This window comes from Gemmatimonadales bacterium (assembly GCA_035502185.1).
Lineage (GTDB): Bacteria > Gemmatimonadota > Gemmatimonadetes > Gemmatimonadales > JACORV01 > Fen-1245.
Map to the genome: position 1 here is coordinate 155,142 of DATJUT010000031.1, position 18,656 is coordinate 173,797.

Sequence of the window (18,656 nt, forward strand, 5' to 3'; positions counted from 1 at the left end):
ATGGGCATCTTCGGCAGCAAACCCCAACCAGCGCGGGAGAAGGCGGCGCCGCCGGGCAGGGGATCGGCCGCGGCCCTCAGCCTGTCCATCGTGGGCGCGGGCATGGTGGTCCGCGGCGACCTCGAGACGGACAGCGTGGTGAAGATCGAGGGGACGGTCGACGGGCACGTCAGGGCATCCACGCAGGTGCTCGTCGCCAAGGGCGGCGTCGTGCACGGCGACATCGAAACGGCCGAGGTGATCGTGGGCGGGGTGGTGAACGGGGCCATCCGGGCCCGCGGACGCGTCGAGGTGCAGGCCGGCGCGTCCATCGAGGGCGACATCACGACGCTGCGCATCTCGGTCGCCGAAGGCGGGACCTTGAATGGCCACGTCAAGATGGGGGACGGCTCGCTGCTCCAGGAGAACCGGCGGCCCGATGCCGCGACGGAGTCCTCCACGGCGGCGGCGTCCCGAGCGACCGGCCCCGGCCGGAGCCAGTAGGCGTCCAGCGGCGGCCACAGGCGTCGCGTCGGCGTGATCCATCCACGACCGTTCGCCGACGCGACCCCCTCTCCCTGGGCTTGAGCGGTGCGCCTCGAAGACCTCGTGCGATACCTGGACGACTACCTCCGCACCGGGGAGGTGGCCGACGACCCGAACGCCCTGAACGGGCTTCAGGTCGAGAATGCCGGCGAAGTGCACAACGTCGCCGTTGCCGTCGATGCGTGCCAGGCGGTCATCGACCAGGCGGCCGAGCGCGGCGCCGATCTGCTGATCGTTCACCACGGCCTGTTCTGGAGCGGCCTCGAGCCGCTGGTGGGGCGCCATTACCGGCGTGCGGCGTCGCTCGTGCGCCACGGCATCGCCCTGTACTCGGCGCACCTCCCGCTCGACCGGCACCCGGAGGTCGGCAACAACGTGGTCCTCGCCCGCAAGCTCGGGCTCGAGGTCCGCGGCTGGTTCGGTGAGTACCGCGGCGCCCCGCTGGGCACCTGGGGCGAGCTGGACCTGCCGCGGGAGACCCTGGCGACGCGGCTCGGCGAGATCCTGGGCGGGGCCGTGCGGGTCATTCCGGGCGGGCCGGCACGAGTGCGGCGGGTCGGCATCATCACCGGCAGCGCCGGCTCCATGATCGCGCAGGCCAAACGCGCCGACCTCGACTCCTTCGTCACCGGCGAAGGGCAGCACTGGACCTACTTCGACGCGGAAGAGCTCGGGGTCAACGCGTTCTACGCCGGCCACTACGCGACCGAGACCCTTGGCGTGAGGGCGCTCGCGGAGCACATCGCCGAGCGGTTTCAGCTGCCGTGGTCGTTCGTTGATCATCCGACCGGCCTGTAGCCTCGGGCTGGGGCGGTGGGCCGGACCGGTGAGCGGCGGGCCGTGATCGGCCCGCTCATCCGCTCACCCCGCCACCTCCCTCGCAGCACTTCGCTCGTCCCGGGCCGGCGGCGGCGACTCGAGAATCTGGTCAGCCACGCCATCGAGACGCTGGCGGGTCCGTTCGGGATGTGGCGCCTCCAGCGGCTGGCCGTGGAGCGCCACGACGTCGCCCTTCGCGGCCTCGCTCGCTCGTTCGACGGCTACCGCATCGCCTTCCTGACGGACCTGCACTACTCGGCCGTCGTGCCGAAATGGTGGATCGCGAAGGCCGTTGCCGCGGGGCTCGCGCTGCAGCCCGATCTGATCCTGCTCGGAGGAGACTACCTGTCGCACAGCCCGCGCTACGCATCCGGACTGACCGAGCTGCTGCGACCGCTCTCGGCGCCCGACGGCGTCTTCGGCGTGCTGGGCAACCACGATCACTACGTCGGGGCCGAGCTGGTGCGCCGGGCCGTCGGCGAGGCCGGGGTAGTCGAGCTCCGCAACGCATCGGTGCGTGTCAGGCGCGGGGTGGACGAATTCGCCGTGGCGGGCGTCGGCGACCTGCGCTTCGACGTCATCGACTTCACGGCGGCGCTCGCGGGCGTTCCGGACGAGATGCCACGCGTCGTCGTGTCCCACGACCCGGACGTGTTCGCGTTCTGGCCCGCTGACCTGCGCCTCGACCTGATGCTTTCGGGCCATACCCACGGCGGCCAGGCGCACCTCCCGTGGCTGGGGCCCCCGTACGTGCCCTCGCAGTTCGGATACCGCTACCTGGCCGGGGCGATCCGCGAGGGGGCTCGCGAGCTGTGCGTCTCGCGCGGCATCGGGGCCATCACGGCGCCGTTCCGGTGGCGCTGTCCGCCGGAGGTCACGCTGCTGGTGCTGCACCCCTCTTGACACGGCGGGCCCATAGTGCCACTGTATCGGTACAGTGATACAGGTGGCGGGGGCCGTGTTCCGGCACATCGATCCACGCAGTCCCGTTCCGCTCTACGCGCAGATCGCCGATCGCATCCGCATCGCGATCGCGACCGGGGACCTCGCGCCGGGGGCGGCGCTCCCCTCGGTCCGGCAGCTGGCGTCGCAGCTGCGGGTGAACCCCGCCACCGTCGTGCAGGCCTATCGCGAGCTGGAGGACGCGGCCGTGGTCGAGAGCCGGCAGGGAGCGGGCACGTTCGTCCGGGAGCTGGGACAGCCCAGGCGCGAAGCGGAGCGGCAACGGGAGGCCCGGCGGCTGGTGCGGCGGCTGCTGCACGAGGCGTCCGTGGTTGGCGTGACCAAGGAGGACATGGAGCACGCGCTCAGAGTCGAGATGAGGTTGCGGCTAGCATGAACTACGCCATCGAGACCTCGGGGCTGGAGTACCGGGCCAGCAGGCGCTTCGAGATCCGGGACCTGAATCTCAGGGTGCGGTCGGGAGCCATCTACGGCTTCCTCGGACCCAATGGCTCGGGGAAGACGACGACGATTCGCCTGCTCCTCGGCATGTTGCGGGCCCAGCGGGGCGCGATCACGGTGCTGGGGCGGCAGGTTCCCGGGGAGATGGCGCGCATCTTGGCGGAGACGGGATACGTGCCCGAGCGTCCGCATCTGTATCCATACCTGTCCCTCGAAGAGGCCATCCACTTCCACGCGGCGTTCTATCCCGGCTTCGACGTCGCGTACGCGGCGGAGCTGCGCCAGGGCTTCGGCCTGCCGCTGGATCAGAAGCTCGCGAAGCTCTCCAAGGGAGAGATGGGGAAACTGCACATCCTGCTCGTGCTCGCGCAGCGGCCGCGGCTGCTGGTGCTGGACGAACCCACCGACGGACTCGATCCGGTGGTGCGACGGGACGTGCTGGCGGCGCTGCTCGATTTCTGCTCGCAAGGCACGGCCACGGTCTTCATCTCCAGCCATCTGGTCCACGAGCTGGAACGCATCTGCGACTGGGTAGGGGTTCTCGACGACGGTAAGCTGGTGGTGGAGCTGCCCATGCAGAGCTTCAAGAATGGCATCAAGCGTATCCGGATCTCCAATCCTCCGAGCCTGATCGGCGACACGCCGTTCGTGCTGCTGCAGCGAGAGATGGCCGGAACGGAGCAGGTGTGGGTCGTGCGCGGCTGGCAACCGCCGATGGTGCAGTGGTTCGAGGGCGCGGGCGCGGGTGTCCGCGAGATCGTAGACCTGGACCTCGAAGAGGGGTTCGTCGAGCTGCTGCGCTCGTCGCGCGGCTCGAGGTTCTGAAGCAAGGGGCGCCGAATGTACACCCAGGTACTCAAGGCCCAGTGGCTCACCGCGCGGACGGCGGTGATGTTGTTGGTGGTGCTCGCGTTCGCGCTGCCGCTGCTGGTCGTGACGTACGGCGGCAACCTCGAGGGGGCGCCAAGCGGCCGGGTCGCGACCTGGCTGTTTGCCGCGCAGAGGATCGGTGTGCTGATTCCCGGCCTAGCCCTGCTGCTCGGCCTGCTACTGGGTCTTGGCGCTTGGGCGCCCGACCACGCGGGGAATCACGTGTACGCGCTGTCGCTGCCCGTGCCGCGGGGCATGTACGTGCTGCTGCGTTTCGCCGCCGGCGCCACGCTGCTCGCCGTGCCCGTGGCCGCCTTGGGAATCGGCGCCGCCGTGGCGGTCGCATCCGTGAAGCTTCCCAGCGGCGTGCACGCCTATCCGTTGGAGTTGACGGCCCGGTTCGCCCTCGCCGCGCTGGTCTGCTATGCGATCTTCTTCGCCATCTCCATCGCGACTCGGCGCGCGGTCCTCGCCACGCTGGGTGTGGTGTGCGGCATCCTGCTCGCCGACCTGCTCCTCGTGGCGCTCGGAGTCGAAAGCTCGGTCACCCAGAGCGTGTTCTACCTCCTCACCACCTGGCCGGGGCCGCTCAGCATCCTGATGGGGCGGTGGGCGCTGTTCGATGTGTAGACGCGCCGTCGTCTGGCTTGCCCTCGCCACGCTCGGCGGCGCTTCCGCGGCGCGTACTCAGGGTGTCCCGCGCAAGGACCACGGCGCGCGGGGACTGCTGGCTCGCGCCGAATCGCTCCTCGCTGACGCCAGGCGCGCGGACTCGGCCGACCGGTGGCGGGCGCAGGAGCAACGGCGGGCCCGACGTTTCGACGCGGGCGATGTGACACTGCTGCTGCCGGGAACGGTGGGCCGGGCGGCCGGGCGGGTGGTCGTGGCCAGTGCGGCGGCGTATCTCAACGATCTCGGCGCGGTTCCCGAGGTGTTCCTCCGCCGACACGTGCTGGTCACACTGCTCGCCACGGACGTGGACGTCACGCTGAAGACGGAAGGGCTCCTCGGTCGCGCCACAATCGGGATCGATCTCCCGCTCGTTCCCGACACGCTCGTAGCCGGTTGGAGCGTGGCGGCCGCCGTCGTGCGCGCGTACGAGGGCACGCTCGATCGCGCATGGCAGGACTGGCTGCCGACGGATCTGAGCCTCGGGTGGCGCGTGGCAGCGGACGGGCCGGCGGCGGTGCGCGCGCTGATGGAAGGAGACACCCGTGCGGGGGCGAAATGCCTGGAAGGCGAGGTGGCGCGATGTCGGTTGTGGCTCGGGCTTGATGACGATCCTGACCCATTCCAGGCTCGGTACGAGCCGGGCGAAATCCGGCACCTCGTCGCTCAGCGCGAGTGGTTCTACGAACCGGAGCGGGCGGACGCGGAGCAGTGCGTCGCCGGATCCGACGACGCCTGCCTGCGCTTCGCTGAGGGCACGCGGTTCGTGCCCCGCATCCCTGCGGGCGCGGCGGCGCGGCGCAGTCTGTTGCGGGCCGTGCGTGCGCTCCACGGTCCCGACGCGCTCCTTCGGGCGCTCGCCGACACATCCGGCTCGCTGGGCCAGCGCCTGGCGCGGGTCGCGCGAGTCCCGGAGGACTCCATGGTCGCCGAGTGGCGTTCGTGGGTGATGACGGAGGGAGGCCAGGCGCGCGTGACCGCCGGCGTCGGCGATGCGCTCCCCGTCCTGGCGTTTGTGGGCCTGCTGTTGCTGGCTGCGACTAGGGGTGGCCGGTGGCGCTGAGCCGAATGCCCTGGCTCTGGGCCCCGCTCGTCGCCCTGCTCGTCATTAGCGCGGCGCTTCTGCCGCCGCGGGAACCGTCCGAGGGCGGTGGCTTGGCGGTCGCGTTGGGCCTCGCCGAACGGGCCACGCCGGCCACCGGGGAGCGCTATGCCATAAGGGCGCTCCAGGAGGCGATCGCGAGGCAGAAGGACGAACTCGAGTACAACCGTCTCGGCGACTCCCTGCGCGCGGCGGCGCGGGGCCCGCGGGCCGTGCACAGTGCGGACGGCTCCTTGACCGTGCTGTTCGAGACGCCCGTGGGCGCGGATAGCGCACGCGTATGGCTGCACGCGGCGGCCGGCGAGCTCGGCCTGTATCCGAGCATCGGCGCGGGCGGGATCCCGGTGATCGTCGCACTGTACTCGAATCCGGCAAGACGCCGCGGGCAGGGGAACAACTACGAATGGTGGACCCTGCGATCGCGCGAGTATGCCCGCGAGCAAGGGGACCCCTGCGTCGTGGAGGTCAACCTGCTTTCGCGCAGGGACTTCGGCTACCGCCAGCTCATCGCGCGGGATGCTGCGGGCGCGCCGATCGGGCGGTTCCTGGACGAATGCGCGTTGTACGCGAGGTTCGGCGTTCCCGGCGGCGCGGTGCGACGTTGGCTCGCAGGGCGTCCCTGGTGGTGGTGGGGAAGGGAGCCTCTCGCGGTCCGGATGCAGGAGGCCGGGCGGACCATCAAGCCGGTCACCATCCAGCGTGCCTTCGACGTCACGGCTCAGCCTTGGATGGCCAGCGACCCGTGGAGGGAGATCGGTTGCCTCCAGGGCGCGGCGCCACTGTGCAGCCGGCTGGCTGGGCTTTCGAGCCTTTCGTCGGCGGGGGACGAACGCTTCTACTTTTACGGCAGCCAGTACTACACGCACGGCGAACTGCTGGCGTACCTGCTCAAGACGGGGTCGCCGGCCGCGTTTGCCGCGTTTTGGCGATCGCCGCTGCCCACAGGCCGGGCGCTCGAACAAGCCTACGGCGAGCCGGCCGGGGAGCTCGCAAGGGAGGCGTTTTCCCACTGGTTCAGCGCGTCCGAGGCTGGCGGACCGAGCGTGGGCGACCGCGCCGTCGCCGGCGGTCTGGTCTGGGTCGCGGTAGCGCTCGCCATCGCGCTGGTCGCCGGCCGGCGCTGGAAGGTGGCCGGCTAGGCCTGGTCGAGCGGCACCACGAACCTGACGATGATCCGCTCGCGGGACTGCGGGCTCACGGTGCAGAACGACTTCCCACCGAGCAACCGCTTCACGCCGTTGACCTCCGCCTCCCCGATGCTGGGCACGTCGCGGAACGTGATCTCCAGCGTCTGGCCCGCCGTGAGCTGATAGCGCACGGGTCGGCCCTGGAGCCGATGGTACGGATCCACCTTCGCCAGGCCCGCCCCGAGCGCCTGCTTGATGGCGGCGGCTCGCTCCGAGGCGGCCAGGCTCCTCACGCCGCCGGGCACCCGTCCTCCGGGCGGCGCTCGCCGTTCTCGGTGACCACTGCGGCGTTGCGGGTCAGGCCCGAGCGGCCGGCACGCATCAGCGCCGACGCGCCGAAGGCGTCCTCGAACTGCTGTTCCGACATCGTGGCGATGTCCTGCAGGGCCGGCCATTCGGTCGCGGGACGCGCGCGGTATCTGGTTTCCGCCGTCTCGCGCGCGAACCGCACGTTCCAGGGACAGACGTCCTGGCACACGTCGCAGCCGAACAGCCAGTCTCCGAGCGATGGCTTCAGTGCCTCGGGCACCGGTCCCCGGGCTTCGATGGTGAGATAGGAAATGCAGCGGGTCGCGTCGAGCACCCGAGGCTCGGGGAACGCCCCGGTCGGACACGCCTCGAGGCAGCGCCGGCAGGTGCCGCACCGGTCGGCCTCGAACGGGGGGTCGACGGCCAAGACGAGATCGGTCAGCAGCACGCCGACGAACGTGAAGGAGCCGAGTCGAGGGTGGATCAGCATCGTGTTCTTCCCGACCCACCCCAGGCCTGCGCGCCGCGCGAGCTCGCGCTCCGGCAGCGGGCCCGCATCCGCGAAGGCCCGGAATCGGCCGGTCCCGGCGGCGTCCACGAGACGCGCGCCGAGGTGCTCGAGGTTGACCCGCATCACCGCGTGGTAGTCGTCGCCGAGGGCGTAGCGCGCGACGCGGCCGCGCCCCGGGGCGGGCGCGGCGTCTTCCTGCCAGTAGTTGTGGAGCACCACCACGGCGGAGCGAGCGTCGGGCCAGGTGCGTGCTGGTTCCCGCCGGATCGGGGCCTGTCGCTCCAGGTATCGCATCTCACCCTGATACCCGCTCGCCAGCCAGCGATCGAACGCGGCCGCGGCCGCCGACGGGCCCAGGTCCGTGACTCCACAGGCGTCGAAGCCGATCTCGCGGGCCATCGCCCTGGCGGCGGCGGCGAGCGCGGTGGGCGTCACGGCGCCAGCAGCTCCCGACGCCAGCGGGCCACGCGCAGCACGTCCTCGACGGGAGGAATCGCTCGTTCGTCCCCGTAGGCGGTCAGCATTCGCCACCGGACGTACTCTGGCGGCGGCAGCGGCAGGAACGGCGGCTCCCGGTACCAGCGACGCCGACGCATCGACCAGGCGAGGGCAGCGAGGTCTCGCGCCACGCGCGGGTTGACGACGGCCCTCCCGATGAGGGCGAGCGACAGGGTGCGCCAGGTGCGCATTTTTCCTTTGTGCCCCCCAAGGGGAATCTGTATATTCGCACGCTCACCCCGTGGCAAGAGGGCTCCCGATGTCATCAGACGGTGATGCTCGAAGCGGACCGAGGCGCCTCGGGCCGACCGAGGACGAGCGTCTCTTCAGCGTCCCGCATCCGACCGAACGCAGGCGCGAGTTCGTGTCGTCCGATCCGTGGCGCGTGCTGCGGATCATGGGCGAGTTCGTCGAGGGGTTCGACACGCTCGCCGGGGTATACTCGGGCGTGACCTTCTTCGGCTCCGCCCGCACCAAGCCCGACGATCCGCACTACCGCGCCGCGACGGAGACGGCGCGCCGGTTCGCCGGCGCGGGCTTCTCGATCATCACCGGCGGCGGACCGGGGATCATGGAAGCGGCCAACCGGGGCGCCCAGGAAGGCGGCGGCCCGTCGCTCGGGCTCAACATCGAGCTGCCGTTCGAGCAGGGCACCAATCCGTTCGTCGATACGGCGATGCACTTCCGCTACTTCTTCGTTCGCAAGACGATGTTCGTGAAGTACTCCATCGGGTTCGTGGTCTTCCCCGGCGGGTACGGCACGCTCGATGAGCTGTTCGAGGCCCTGACGCTCATTCAGACGGGGAAGATCAAGCACTTCCCGGTGGTCCTGTTCGGCGTCGACTACTGGCGCGGCCTGGTGGACTGGCTGCGTGGCACGGCGGCCGCGCGGGGCACGATCGACCTGCGGGACCTCGACATCTTCCACCTGACGGACGATCCCGCCGTGGCCGTGGACGTGGTGACGCGCGCCCGTGAGTCCCTGCTCGCCCAGCGGACGGAGCCGATCGGGGGCCGATCCGTGGACGGACTCTTCTAGGCGAGTGCGCCGGCGCGGGGGCGTGACCCGATGAGCGAGCGCTCCGGCGCCCCGACCATGAGCGGCCGGTATCTATGGTACGCGCTGGCGCTGCTGGCCTTCGGGAACCTGCTGAACTATCTCGACCGCAACATCATCCTGGCGCTGTTCGAGCCCATCAAGGACGAGCTGGACATCACGGACACGCAGCTGGGCTGGCTGGGATCATCCTATGCCATCGCCTTCGCGCTCGGCGCGCTCGGGGCCGGCGTGCTGTCCGACCTGCGGTCACGGCGCACGGTGATCGCCGGCGGCGTGGCCCTGTGGAGCGGGTTCACGGCCCTGGGCGGGGCGGCTGCGACCTACTGGCATCTCCTGACGACCCGCGGCGTGGTGGGGGTCGCGGAATCGTCGTACCTGCCCGCGGCGCAGGCGATGCTCGCCGACTACTTCCCGGACCGCGGGCGCGCGCAGGCGATGGGCATCTTCTGGGCCGGCCTGGCGGTGGGGGGCGTGCTGGCGGTCTGGCTCGGGGGCCACCTGGCGACCGCCTTCGGATGGCGCACCGCGCTGATCGTAGTCGGCCTGCCGGGCATCCTGTTCGCGCTGCTGCTGGCACGGCTGCGTGACCCGCGACCCCAGCCGCGACCGATGCTGCCGCAGACGCGGGCAGTCCGGCGCATTGCCCTCACGCCGAGGCTGATCCTGCGCGCCGGCCTTCCGCTCCTGCTGTCGATCCCGGTCGGGGCCGCCGTCTTCGGCGCGCTGATCCTCTTCCGGGTGGCGGCGGCCGCGGATACCGCGGTGTTCGGCGCGATCGTCGGCGTGGGTCTCGTGTGGACCATCGTCAAGTGGGTGCGGGTGGCGATGCGATGGCGCCACCGGCTGCTCGTCGGCGTCCCGGCCGACGCCGTGGACGAGATGCTGGACGCCGCGGCGGTCGTGCTGCGCACGCCGACTCTCGTCTGGATGTTCATCGGCGGCGCGTTGACCACGGCGGCTATGAATTCCCTGGTGGCGTGGTCGGCGAGCTACCTCCAGCGGGTATTGGACATGTCGCTGCTGCAGGCGGGGCGGCAGATCGGACTGGTGGGACTGGTGGCCGGCGTACTGGGGTCGTGGATCGGAGGGCGCTCGGGCGACCGCCTGATGGAACGCACCCCCGCGGGACGGGTCATCGCCGGCGCGGTGGGATTCCTCGCCGGAGCGCCGCTGTGCGTGGTGCTGCTGCTCGTCAACGACGTGCGGCTCTTCTCCGGCCTGTTCTTCGTCGTGGTGTTCTTCTTCACCTGGTACAACGGGCCCGCCGCCGCCGTGCTGTTCGACGTGGTGCCGCGCGGCATCGCGGCCACGGTGATGGGGGCCTACGTCTTCTTCATCCACATCGCCGGCGATGCCATCGCTCTGCCGGTCGTGGGGCTGTTGTCGGATCGCTACGGCCTGCGCGTCGCGCTGATGACGCTCCCTGCCGTCGGCCTGCTGGGTGGGGCGCTGCTCCTCCTGGCGGTGCCGACCGTGGCCCGCGACATGGCGCGCGTCAGGTCGCCGGCGGCGGCGTGAGCGCCTGCCGCATCTGCTGCACCTCGGCCAGGTAGGCGGCGAGGGAGGCGGCCTCGCGCGCGGCATCCCAGCCGAGCTCCCGTCCGAGCAGACCGGCCACCACCGGCGTCAGCTCCGTACCCTGGCTGGGATGCTGCCGAAACAGGTGAGTGCGGCGAATCATGACGTCGCTGACGGAGAGCGCCATCTCGCGCCGTGCCTGGTGGATCACCTCGGCGCGAAGGACCGGGACACCGGAGGCCAGCGGCTCCGCCAGGGGAGTGTCGCGGAAGGCCAGGTTGGCGACCGCCATCGCTTCCGTGCCGTAGGTGTCGACCAGGTGGCGCGCCGCGCCCTCGTCAAGTCGTTCCTTCACTAGCTCGCGAACCAGCAGCTCGAGGTCGGCGACCTCGCCACCGGGCAAGGGCTCCTCGGCGGTCGGCGCGCTCGGGGCGATGACGCGGCCGTCGAGACGGTGGAGCTTCAACCCCACCAGATCCACCAATTCCGCCGCCATCGAGCGGTACGTCGTCAGTTTGCCGCCGGTGATCGTCACCAGGCCGGACGCGCTCTCGAAGATCCGGTGCTCGCGCGGGACGGCGGCGGTCGTCCCCCCGCCCCCGTCCCTGAGCAGCGGGCGGAGGCCGGCCCAGGCCGCGAGGAGGTCCGGGGGAGCGAGTCGCGCGTCGGGGAACAGGGCGTTTGCCGAGCGCAGCAGGTAGGTGATGTCGTCGGCGGTCGGAGCGACCGCCCCGGGGTCCCCTTCGTAGTCCGTGTCGGTGGTGCCGAGCACGGTGACGTCGCCCCACGGCAGCACGAACATCACGCGGCCGTCGAGCGGGGAAGTCATCGTGAGCGCGCCCGCGTTACCGAGCCGGGCGCGCGGAACCGCGACATGGACCCCTTTGGTTGGCCGGAGCACGGGCTCGGCGCCAGGCTCGTCCAGCTGGCGCATCGCGTCGGTCCAAGGGCCCGTCGCGTTCACGGCCACGTGCGCCCGGACGGCGAAGTGCCGGCCGTCGATGACGTCCTCCACCACCACGCCCCGAAGCTGGCCCGCAGCCTTCTCGAGCGACTTCACCGCCGCGTAGCTCGCGACCATCGCGCCGCTGCGGCGCGCCGCGCGCACGTTGGCCAGGACCAGCCGGGCGTCGTCGCAGCAGGCGTCGTAGTACACGGCGCCCCCCAGCAGGTCCTTGCTCCGCAGCTGCGGCTCGGCCTTGCGGACGCCGCGTCGCGACAGCGTCCGATGCATGCGCACGTTCCGGAACACCGACAGCAGGTCGTACAGCCACAGGCCGGCGGCCAGCCGGCCGCGGGTCACCCGGCCGCCGGCGTGGATCGGGAAGAGGAACGGCATCGGCCGCACGAGATGCGGCGCGATCCGTAACAGGACGCGGCGCTCGCGGCTCGCTTCGAACACCAGCCGGAGCCAGCCGTGCTCCAGATAGCGCAGCCCGCCGTGCACGAGGCGAGACGAGCGACTGGACGTGCCGCTCCCGAAATCGCCGGCCTCGAGCAGGGCCGTGCGGATTCCGCGCCGGGCGGCGTCCCGCGCGATGCCGGCGCCGGTGATGCCCCCGCCGATCACCAGCAGGTCGGGCGGCGTCGCGGCCATCGCGTCGAGATCCGCGCGGCGGGTCTCAGCGGAGAACGCCGAGTCCATGGCCCAATTTGCCACCAAAAACCCGCGGGCGCACGGTGCGACCGCGCTGGCCCGCACTCCACGCACGGGCTAGCTTTGCTGGGACCGGCGGCCAGCCGATGCGCCGGAAACGGAGCCGGATCATGCTCGGGCAGAACGGTCGTCGGGTCGCCGTCATCGCGGGTTGCCGCACCCCGTTCGTGAAGTCCGGCACGGTGTTCAAGGACCTCAGCGCCGTCGAGTTGGCCAAGCTCGCCACGCGCGAACTGCTGATTCGGACCGAGATTCCGCCGGCGAAGGTGGATCAGGTCGTCTTCGGCCAGGTCATTCCCTCGGTGCTCGCGCCCAACGTGGCACGGGAAGTGAGCCTGCTGCCGCAGTTTCCCCGGAACGTGCCCGCGTTCTCGCTGAACCGGGCGTGCGCGTCGTCGGGCCAGGCCGTCGCCGAGGCGTTCGACCAGATCGCGCTCGGGCAGGCGGACATGGTCGTCGCGGGCGGGACGGAATCGCTGTCCGACATCCCGATCCTCCACTCCAGGCGATTCGCGGAGCTGCTCGTGCAAGCGAGCCGGGCGCGCACGCTGGGGAAACGGTTGGCGACGCTCGCGAGGATCCGTCCGCGCGATCTCGTTCCGGTGACGCCGGCCATTGCCGAGCCGTCCACCGGCGAGACGATGGGGCAGTCGGCCGAGAAGATGGCCAAGGAAAACGGCATCTCGCGGCACGCCCAGGACGACTACGCGCTGCGCTCGCACCGGCTGGCCGCGCGGGGCACGGCCGACGGGCGGTTGACGGCGGAAATCGCGCCCGTCTTCGTTCCGCCGGCGTACGAGCCGGTCACCGCGGACAACGGGATACGCGCGGATTCCACCCTCGAGCAACTGGCGGCGCTGAGGCCGGCGTTCGACCGGCGCTACGGATCGGTGACTGCCGGCAACGCATCGCCCCTGACCGACGGCGCGTCCGCCGTGCTGGTGATGAGCGGGGAGGCCGCTCGGGCCGCGGGATTCGAGCCGCTGGCCTACGTTCGCTCGTATGCCGTGGCGGCGGTGGATCCCGGCGCCCAACTGCTCATGGGCCCGGCGTACGCCATCCCTCGCGCGCTCGAGCGAGCCCGCATCGCCTGGAAGGACCTCGGGCTCGTCGAGATGCACGAGGCGTTCGCGTCGCAGGTGCTGTCGAATATCCAGGCCATCGAGTCGGATATGTGGGCGCGCGAGCACCTCGGGCGCGACAGGCGCATCGGCGAGGTGAACTGGGAGGTGCTCAACGTGATGGGGGGGTCGATTGCGATCGGCCACCCATTCGGCGCGACCGGCGGGCGCCTCATTACGACGCTCGGCAACGAGATGCGGCGGCGGGACGTTCAGTTCGGACTGGTCTCGGTGTGTGCCCAGGGCGGCATGGGGTTTGCCATGGTCCTCGAGCGGATGTGAGGCGGTCCACGTGGACGCGGAGGGTGGAACGGGCGCGCTCGCGACGGTAGTCGAAGACGGCGTCGCCGTCCTCACGCTCGACCTGCCGGGCGAGAGCGTCAACAAGTTCTCGCGAGCGGTGAGGGACGAGTTCGCGGCGGCGTTCGCGGCGCTGCAGAACGACGCCGCGGTCCGCGCCATCGTAATCGCGTCCGGCAAGAAGGACGTGTTCGTCGCGGGCGCCGACATCGAGGAGTTCGTCGCGCTGCGCACAGCGGAGGAGGCCAGGCGGCTGTCGCGGGACGGGCAATCGATGCTCGACCGCGTGGCGGACTCGCCGAAGCCGGTCGTGGCCGCGATTCACGGCGTCTGCCTCGGTGGCGGACTGGAGTTGGTCCTCGCGTGCCACTATCGTGTCGCGACGGACCACCCGAAGACCGCGCTCGGGGCGCCCGAGGTCCAGCTCGGCATCATCCCCGGGGCGGGCGGGTGCAACCGGCTGCCACGCGTCGTCGGACTCCGCAGTGCGCTGGAGATGATCCTCACCGGGAAGAACGTCCGCGCCGCGAAGGCGCTCAGGATGGGGCTGGTGGACGAGCTGGTGCCGCCGGCGATCCTGCGGCAGGTCGCCGTGAAGGCGGCGCGGCGGCTCGCCGAGACCCCGGTGCACCGCCGGCGCCGCGGCGGTGTCCTCGGGTGGCTCTTCGACCGCAGCGCGCTCGGGCAGGCCGTCGTGTTGAGACGGGCGCGGGCCATGACGCGATCGCAGACGGCCGGCCACTATCCGGCTCCGCTCGCGGCGCTGGACGTGATCCGGTGCAGCCTGGCGAGCGGCATGGAGCAGGGGCTGCCCTACGAAGCGGAGCGGTTCGGCGAGATGGCGATGACCGACGTGTCGCGCCGGCTGGTCGAGGTGTTCTTCGCCACCACCGCGCTCAAGAAGGACCCCGGCGTTCCGGCGCCGGCGCCGGCCCCGCGTCCGGTCGCGCAGCTGGGCATCCTGGGCGCCGGGTTCATGGGATCGGGCATCGCGGCGGTCGCGGCGGCGCAAGCGGGGGTGCCGGTACGCCTCAAGGATGCGGATCTGCCGCGGGTCGGCGCCGGCCTCAAGGCGCTGGCCGGCATCGTGGACGAACGGGTGCGCCGTCGGAGCGTCAGCCGGCGCGACGCGGGGCGGCAGCTCGCCCTGGTCTCCGGCGGCATCGACTTCGCGGGATTCCACGCGGCGGACCTGGTGATCGAAGCGGTGTTCGAGGACCTGGAGATCAAGCGCCAGGTGCTTCGCGAGGTCGAAGCCGTTTCCCGGCCCGACTGCATCTTCGCGTCGAACACCTCGACGATTCCGATCTCGCGCATCGCCGAGGCCTCGGCCCGTCCGGAGACCGTGGTCGGAATGCACTTCTTTTCGCCGGTGCACCGGATGCCGTTGCTGGAGATCGTCGTCGGAGCGCGCACCGCGCGGGAAACGACGGTGACGGCCGTCGCATTCGGACGGCGACTCGGCAAGACGGTAGTCGTGGTGCAGGATCGACCCGGCTTCTTCGTCAACCGGATCCTCGCGCCGTACATCAACGAGGCCGGGCGGCTGTTGACGGAAGGCGTGCCCATCGCGCTGCTGGATCGGGCGATGACGCAATGGGGGTTCCCGGTCGGGCCGATCACGCTGCTCGACGAAGTCGGCCTCGACGTGGCCGCCAAGGCGGCGCACGTGATGCACCAGGCGTTCGGCGACCGGCTCGAACGGTCGCTCGACCTCGACGCGTTGGTGGCGGACCGGCGGCTGGGACGCAAGAACGGGCGGGGCTTCTTCCTCTATCGGGCGGGGAAGAAGGCAGGCGAGGACCCGACGGTGTACCGGGCGCTGGGTCTCGCGCCGGCGGAGCGCGAGACCGACCCGGACGTCGTGGCCGAGCGGCTGGCGTTCGCCATGCTCAACGAGGCCGCGCGGGCCCTCGAGGAGGGCGTGATCGCGCAGCCGCGCGACGGGGACGTGGGCGCGCTGTTCGGCATCGGATTCCCGCCCTTTCGCGGGGGCCCGTTCCGTACCCTGGATGCCCTGGGTGCCCGGGCGGCCGTGGACAGTCTGGCGCGCCTGGCGGCGACGCACGGCGATCGCTTCGCCCCCGCCGCCTCGCTGGTCGCCCAGGCCGAGCACGGTGGACGCTTCTACCCTTCACTTCGGTAACCATACGCATGCTGCGCCGCACATTCCTGTATCTCAGCGAGCAACCGCAGATCTTCGCCTTCATTCGCGGCAACCGGCTGGCCCGGCGGCTTGCCTCGCGGTTCGTTGCGGGCGAGACGATGGATTCCGCGGCGGCCGCCGTCCGCGAGCTGAACGGGCGCGGGATCGCCGCCAGCCTCGACCTCCTCGGAGAGAGCGTCACGAAGGCGGACGAGGCGCGGAGCTGCGCGGCGACGGTCGCCGAGATCCTGGCACGGATCGCGGCGGACCGGCTCGACTGCAACGTGTCGGTCAAGCTCACGCAGCTGGGACTCGACCTCGACCGCGGTCTGTGCCTCGAGAACATGCGCCGGATCCTGGACCGCGGCCGCGAGCTGGGCATCTCCGTGCGCATCGACATGGAGAGCAGCGCCCACACCCAGCGGACGCTCGACCTGTTCGAGCGGGACCTGCTGCCGGTCTACGGCGACCGCGTGGGCATCGTGATCCAGTCGTACCTGCGTCGCAGCGCCGCCGACGTCGACCGCCTCATCGGGGCTCGCGCCCGGGTTCGGCTCTGCAAGGGCGCGTACCAGGAGCCGGCGACGGTGGCGTTTCCCGACAAGGCGGACGTGGACCGGAGCTACGGGGAGCTGATCGAGAAGCTCCTGGAGCACGGCCATCAGCCTGCGGTCGCGACGCACGACCCCGCACTGATCACGCGGGTGCGCCGCTTCGTTGAGGCGAAGGCCATCGCGGCGGACCGGTTCGAGTTCCAGATGCTGTACGGCATCCGGCGCGACCTCCAGGAGGAGCTGCGACGGGCCGGGTACCGGGTGCGGGTGTACGTGCCGTTCGGCACCCAGTGGTATCCCTATCTGATGCGGCGCCTGGCCGAGCGGCCGGCCAACATCGCCTTCATCCTCGGCAACGTCGTCAAGGAAACGCTGCGGACGTGAACTTCGCGGAAGACACACTGGGTGGATACGTGGCCGTGCACGGGCGGCCGCCGGGCCTCACCGGCAGCGATGGTCACCCGTACTCGGTCGGGGTCTTCTCGGAGGACGACCCCGGACCGGATGGCCGCTACGGTGCGGCGCTTCTCTTCATCCGCTGGTCGGCGAGCAATGCCCCGGATGGGCACCTGGAGAGCGACTACCTGGCGTTCGGCCCGACCGCGGCGGCCGCGGAGGCGGAGGTGGGCCGTCTGAGCCTGCTCGGCGTGAAGGAAATTCTCGACGCGCTGATCGCGTCGCATCCCGGAAGCGGAGCGACATGAAAGACGTGAGCCTGTTCACCCCGTTCCGCGGCGAACGCTACGCGGACGCGGCCTCGCTGGAACGACGCCTGGCCCCTCCCTACGACGTGATCTCTCCGTCGCAGCGGGCGGAGCTGGTGGCGCGTGATCCATGCAACGTCGTGAACGTGGACCTGCCGGCGGCGCCCGGCGGAGGCGACCCGTACGCGGAGGCGGCACGCCTCCTGGCCGAGTGGCGCGCGAGCGGCGTGCTGGTGCGCGACGAGCAGCCGTCCGCGTACGTGCTTCGCACCTCGGGCCGGTTTCCGGACGGCTCGGTGCGGGAGCGGACCGGGGTGTTCCTGGCGGTGGCGGCGGAACCGTTCTCCAGGGGGCGAGTCCTCCCGCACGAGCGCACCCACGCCGCGGCGAAGGAGGATCGCCGGAGGCTGATGCACGCGACGGGCGCCAACCTGAGTGCCGTGTTCCTGCTGGCGCCCGACGGAACGGGGAAGCTCGACGGGGCGCTGCGCCAGGCGACGGCGCGCCCGCCGTGGGCACGGTGTCCGGCCCTGGGGTCGGACCAGGCCATCTGGGTCGTGACGGGAGCGGAGGCCGAGCAGCTCGCCGCGGCGGCGGGCGCCGAGAGCGTGTACGTGGCCGACGGGCACCACCGCTTCGAGACCTCGGTGATGTTCAGGGACGAAGCGCCGTCAGCCTGGCAGGCTGGCGCGGCGCGCACCCTGGCCTACGTGGTGTCGTTCCGCGACCCCGGACTCGTGATCCTGGCCACGCACCGCATGCTCGAGGGTGCGCCGTTCGAGCCGGACGCCTTCCTGGCGGCGGCCGCGCCCTACTTCGCGATCGCACCGACCCGGAAGGAGCCCACGCTCTCGGTCGTCTTCAAGGGAGGCCGGGAGGTGGCGCTGGCGGTGCGGCCGAAGGCGAAGTGGCCGAAGGTGAATGACCAGGCCGTGCATCCGGCGGTGCGCGCGCTGGAGGTGGCCGCGGCCGACAGCCTGGCCGTAGGCGTCGTCGCCGCATCGCTCCTGGGGACGGCGCCGGCGCTGCGCTACACGGCCGACGTCGCCGAGGCGCGCGAGGCCGGCCGCGAGGGCCGCTGCGCCTGCGCGCTGATACTGCCGCCGACGCGCCTCGAGGCGGTGCGGCGAGTGGCGGATGCGGGGCAGATCATGCCGCCCAAGTCCACCTTCTTCGCTCCGAAGGTGCCGACGGGCGTCGTGCTCCGTCCGTTCGACGCCCCGGTCTAGTCCTTGGCCGGCGCCGCGAGCGCCCGGATGATCGCGCGGCAGAACGCCGGGAGGTCCGCGGGCGTGCGGGAAGAGATCAGATTGCCGTCCACCACGACCGGCTCGTCGAGGTAGGTGGCGCCCGCGTTGACCACGTCGTCGCGGATGGCGCGCACGCAGGTCACGCGGCGTCCCTTCAGCAGGCCGGCGGACACCGGCACCCAGGCGGCGTGGCAGATGAACGCCACCGGCTTCCCGGCCTCCGCGATCGCCCGGGTGATGCCGAGCAACTTCTCCGAGCGCCGCATCTGGTCCGGAGCGTAGCCTCCCGGGATGACCAGGCCGTCGTAGACCTCGGCATACAGGTCGTCCACGAAGCTGTCGACCGTGACCGGGTAACCCTTCTTGCCCAGGTAGGTCTTCTCACCCAGCCCTGCCACGACCGTCTTCGCGCCTTCCTCCTCGAGGCGGATCTTCGGATACCACAACTCGAGGTCCTCGTACTGCGGGCCCACGAAGAACAGCACCGTCTTGCCCTTGAGCATCATGGGGCC

20 protein-coding genes are annotated in these 18,656 nt (G+C 71.2%); 15 read left to right on the forward strand and 5 right to left on the reverse strand.

What is annotated here, in order from left to right:
* The 8 genes from VMF70_04440 to VMF70_04475 all read left to right on the forward strand — a co-directional run bounded on the left by VMF70_04440 (nucleotide 1) and on the right by VMF70_04475 (nucleotide 6,528).
* Complete coding sequence (locus tag VMF70_04440) at nucleotides 1-483, forward strand: polymer-forming cytoskeletal protein (protein HTT67254.1); 483 nt, start codon at nucleotides 1-3, stop codon at nucleotides 481-483.
* Between the two features lie 87 nt (nucleotides 484-570).
* Nucleotides 571-1,323, forward strand: coding sequence for a Nif3-like dinuclear metal center hexameric protein (locus VMF70_04445; protein ID HTT67255.1), 753 nt, complete (start codon nucleotides 571-573; stop codon nucleotides 1,321-1,323).
* A gap of 42 nt (nucleotides 1,324-1,365) precedes the next feature.
* Nucleotides 1,366-2,247 carry a metallophosphoesterase gene (locus VMF70_04450; GenBank protein ID HTT67256.1) on the forward strand — a complete coding sequence of 294 codons (882 nt, stop codon included), beginning with the start codon at nucleotides 1,366-1,368 and terminating at the stop codon, nucleotides 2,245-2,247.
* Between the two features lie 34 nt (nucleotides 2,248-2,281).
* Nucleotides 2,282-2,683: a GntR family transcriptional regulator gene (locus VMF70_04455; GenBank protein ID HTT67257.1), complete on the forward strand. Its 402-nt coding sequence runs from the start codon at nucleotides 2,282-2,284 to the stop codon at nucleotides 2,681-2,683.
* Nucleotides 2,680-3,573, forward strand: coding sequence for an ABC transporter ATP-binding protein (locus VMF70_04460; GenBank protein ID HTT67258.1), 894 nt, complete (start codon nucleotides 2,680-2,682; stop codon nucleotides 3,571-3,573). The genes VMF70_04455 and VMF70_04460 overlap by 4 nt, the downstream gene beginning before the upstream one ends.
* 15 nt (nucleotides 3,574-3,588) lie before the next feature.
* Nucleotides 3,589-4,248, forward strand: a complete 660-nt coding sequence (locus VMF70_04465) for a hypothetical protein (protein HTT67259.1) — start codon at nucleotides 3,589-3,591, stop codon at nucleotides 4,246-4,248.
* Nucleotides 4,241-5,350, forward strand: a complete 1,110-nt coding sequence (locus tag VMF70_04470) for a hypothetical protein (GenBank protein ID HTT67260.1) — start codon at nucleotides 4,241-4,243, stop codon at nucleotides 5,348-5,350. The genes VMF70_04465 and VMF70_04470 overlap by 8 nt, the downstream gene beginning before the upstream one ends.
* Before the next feature lie 5 nt (nucleotides 5,351-5,355).
* Nucleotides 5,356-6,528: a hypothetical protein gene (locus VMF70_04475; protein ID HTT67261.1), complete on the forward strand. Its 1,173-nt coding sequence runs from the start codon at nucleotides 5,356-5,358 to the stop codon at nucleotides 6,526-6,528.
* Here VMF70_04475 and VMF70_04480 read toward each other — a convergent pair.
* The 3 genes from VMF70_04480 to VMF70_04490 are packed head-to-tail and all read right to left on the reverse strand — an operon-like array spanning nucleotide 6,525 to nucleotide 8,025.
* Entirely contained in the window at nucleotides 6,525-6,821 is a 297-nt protein-coding gene (locus VMF70_04480; protein HTT67262.1) for a hypothetical protein, read from the reverse strand. The two genes, VMF70_04475 and VMF70_04480, sit on opposite strands and share 4 nt — an antisense overlap.
* Nucleotides 6,806-7,771: a tRNA epoxyqueuosine(34) reductase QueG gene (gene queG, locus VMF70_04485; protein HTT67263.1), complete on the reverse strand. Its 966-nt coding sequence runs from the start codon at nucleotides 7,769-7,771 to the stop codon at nucleotides 6,806-6,808. Before queG ends, VMF70_04480 begins: the two co-directional genes overlap by 16 nt.
* Nucleotides 7,768-8,025, reverse strand: coding sequence for a hypothetical protein (locus VMF70_04490; GenBank protein ID HTT67264.1), 258 nt, complete (start codon nucleotides 8,023-8,025; stop codon nucleotides 7,768-7,770). The genes queG and VMF70_04490 overlap by 4 nt, the downstream gene beginning before the upstream one ends.
* Before the next feature lie 173 nt (nucleotides 8,026-8,198).
* Here VMF70_04490 and VMF70_04495 point away from each other — a divergent pair, with 173 nt between their 5' ends.
* Both VMF70_04495 and VMF70_04500 read left to right on the forward strand, forming a co-directional pair.
* Complete coding sequence (locus VMF70_04495) at nucleotides 8,199-8,873, forward strand: TIGR00730 family Rossman fold protein (GenBank protein HTT67265.1); 675 nt, start codon at nucleotides 8,199-8,201, stop codon at nucleotides 8,871-8,873.
* A gap of 30 nt (nucleotides 8,874-8,903) precedes the next feature.
* Nucleotides 8,904-10,412, forward strand: coding sequence for an MFS transporter (locus VMF70_04500; GenBank protein HTT67266.1), 1,509 nt, complete (start codon nucleotides 8,904-8,906; stop codon nucleotides 10,410-10,412).
* Here VMF70_04500 and VMF70_04505 read toward each other — a convergent pair.
* On the reverse strand, nucleotides 10,390-12,009 hold the full coding sequence (locus tag VMF70_04505; GenBank protein HTT67267.1) for a glycerol-3-phosphate dehydrogenase/oxidase: 1,620 nt from the start codon (nucleotides 12,007-12,009) through the stop codon (nucleotides 10,390-10,392). The two genes, VMF70_04500 and VMF70_04505, sit on opposite strands and share 23 nt — an antisense overlap.
* Nucleotides 12,010-12,179: 170 nt before the next feature.
* Between VMF70_04505 and fadI the strand changes: the two genes are divergently transcribed.
* From fadI to VMF70_04530, 5 genes are read left to right on the forward strand one after another with little or no spacing between them, the layout of a single operon-like run.
* A complete protein-coding gene (fadI, locus tag VMF70_04510; protein ID HTT67268.1) occupies nucleotides 12,180-13,472 on the forward strand; it encodes an acetyl-CoA C-acyltransferase FadI in 1,293 nt (430 codons plus the stop codon).
* A 10-nt stretch (nucleotides 13,473-13,482) separates the two neighbouring features.
* Complete coding sequence (gene fadJ, locus VMF70_04515) at nucleotides 13,483-15,636, forward strand: fatty acid oxidation complex subunit alpha FadJ (GenBank protein HTT67269.1); 2,154 nt, start codon at nucleotides 13,483-13,485, stop codon at nucleotides 15,634-15,636.
* Between the two features lie 8 nt (nucleotides 15,637-15,644).
* A complete protein-coding gene (locus VMF70_04520) occupies nucleotides 15,645-16,574 on the forward strand; it encodes a proline dehydrogenase family protein (GenBank protein ID HTT67270.1) in 930 nt (309 codons plus the stop codon).
* The gene (locus VMF70_04525; protein ID HTT67271.1) at nucleotides 16,571-16,894 is read left to right on the forward strand and encodes a hypothetical protein; all 324 of its coding nucleotides are present in this window, start codon (nucleotides 16,571-16,573) and stop codon (nucleotides 16,892-16,894) included. The genes VMF70_04520 and VMF70_04525 overlap by 4 nt, the downstream gene beginning before the upstream one ends.
* Nucleotides 16,891-18,123 carry a DUF1015 domain-containing protein gene (locus VMF70_04530; protein ID HTT67272.1) on the forward strand — a complete coding sequence of 411 codons (1,233 nt, stop codon included), beginning with the start codon at nucleotides 16,891-16,893 and terminating at the stop codon, nucleotides 18,121-18,123. The genes VMF70_04525 and VMF70_04530 overlap by 4 nt, the downstream gene beginning before the upstream one ends.
* Here VMF70_04530 and VMF70_04535 read toward each other — a convergent pair.
* Nucleotides 18,120-18,650 (reverse strand): type 1 glutamine amidotransferase domain-containing protein, encoded by a 531-nt coding sequence (locus VMF70_04535; GenBank protein ID HTT67273.1) that lies wholly within the window; start codon nucleotides 18,648-18,650, stop codon nucleotides 18,120-18,122. The genes VMF70_04530 and VMF70_04535 overlap by 4 nt on opposite strands.
* Between the last annotated feature and the right edge of the window lie 6 nt (nucleotides 18,651-18,656).

Coding starts and splice junctions, on each gene's coding strand:
- VMF70_04500 (HTT67266.1), top strand. CDS start 8,904: ATGAGCGAGCGCTCCGGCGCCCCGACCATGAGCGGCCGGTATCTATGG.
- VMF70_04535 (HTT67273.1), bottom strand. CDS start 18,650: ATGATGCTCAAGGGCAAGACGGTGCTGTTCTTCGTGGGCCCGCAGTAC.
- fadI (HTT67268.1), top strand. CDS start 12,180: ATGCTCGGGCAGAACGGTCGTCGGGTCGCCGTCATCGCGGGTTGCCGC.
- VMF70_04520 (HTT67270.1), top strand. CDS start 15,645: ATGCTGCGCCGCACATTCCTGTATCTCAGCGAGCAACCGCAGATCTTC.
- VMF70_04505 (HTT67267.1), bottom strand. CDS start 12,009: ATGGCCGCGACGCCGCCCGACCTGCTGGTGATCGGCGGGGGCATCACC.
- VMF70_04475 (HTT67261.1), top strand. CDS start 5,356: ATGCCCTGGCTCTGGGCCCCGCTCGTCGCCCTGCTCGTCATTAGCGCG.
- VMF70_04440 (HTT67254.1), top strand. CDS start 1: ATGGGCATCTTCGGCAGCAAACCCCAACCAGCGCGGGAGAAGGCGGCG.
- VMF70_04530 (HTT67272.1), top strand. CDS start 16,891: ATGAAAGACGTGAGCCTGTTCACCCCGTTCCGCGGCGAACGCTACGCG.
- VMF70_04490 (HTT67264.1), bottom strand. CDS start 8,025: ATGCGCACCTGGCGCACCCTGTCGCTCGCCCTCATCGGGAGGGCCGTC.
- VMF70_04465 (HTT67259.1), top strand. CDS start 3,589: ATGTACACCCAGGTACTCAAGGCCCAGTGGCTCACCGCGCGGACGGCG.
- VMF70_04460 (HTT67258.1), top strand. CDS start 2,680: ATGAACTACGCCATCGAGACCTCGGGGCTGGAGTACCGGGCCAGCAGG.
- VMF70_04470 (HTT67260.1), top strand. CDS start 4,241: ATGTGTAGACGCGCCGTCGTCTGGCTTGCCCTCGCCACGCTCGGCGGC.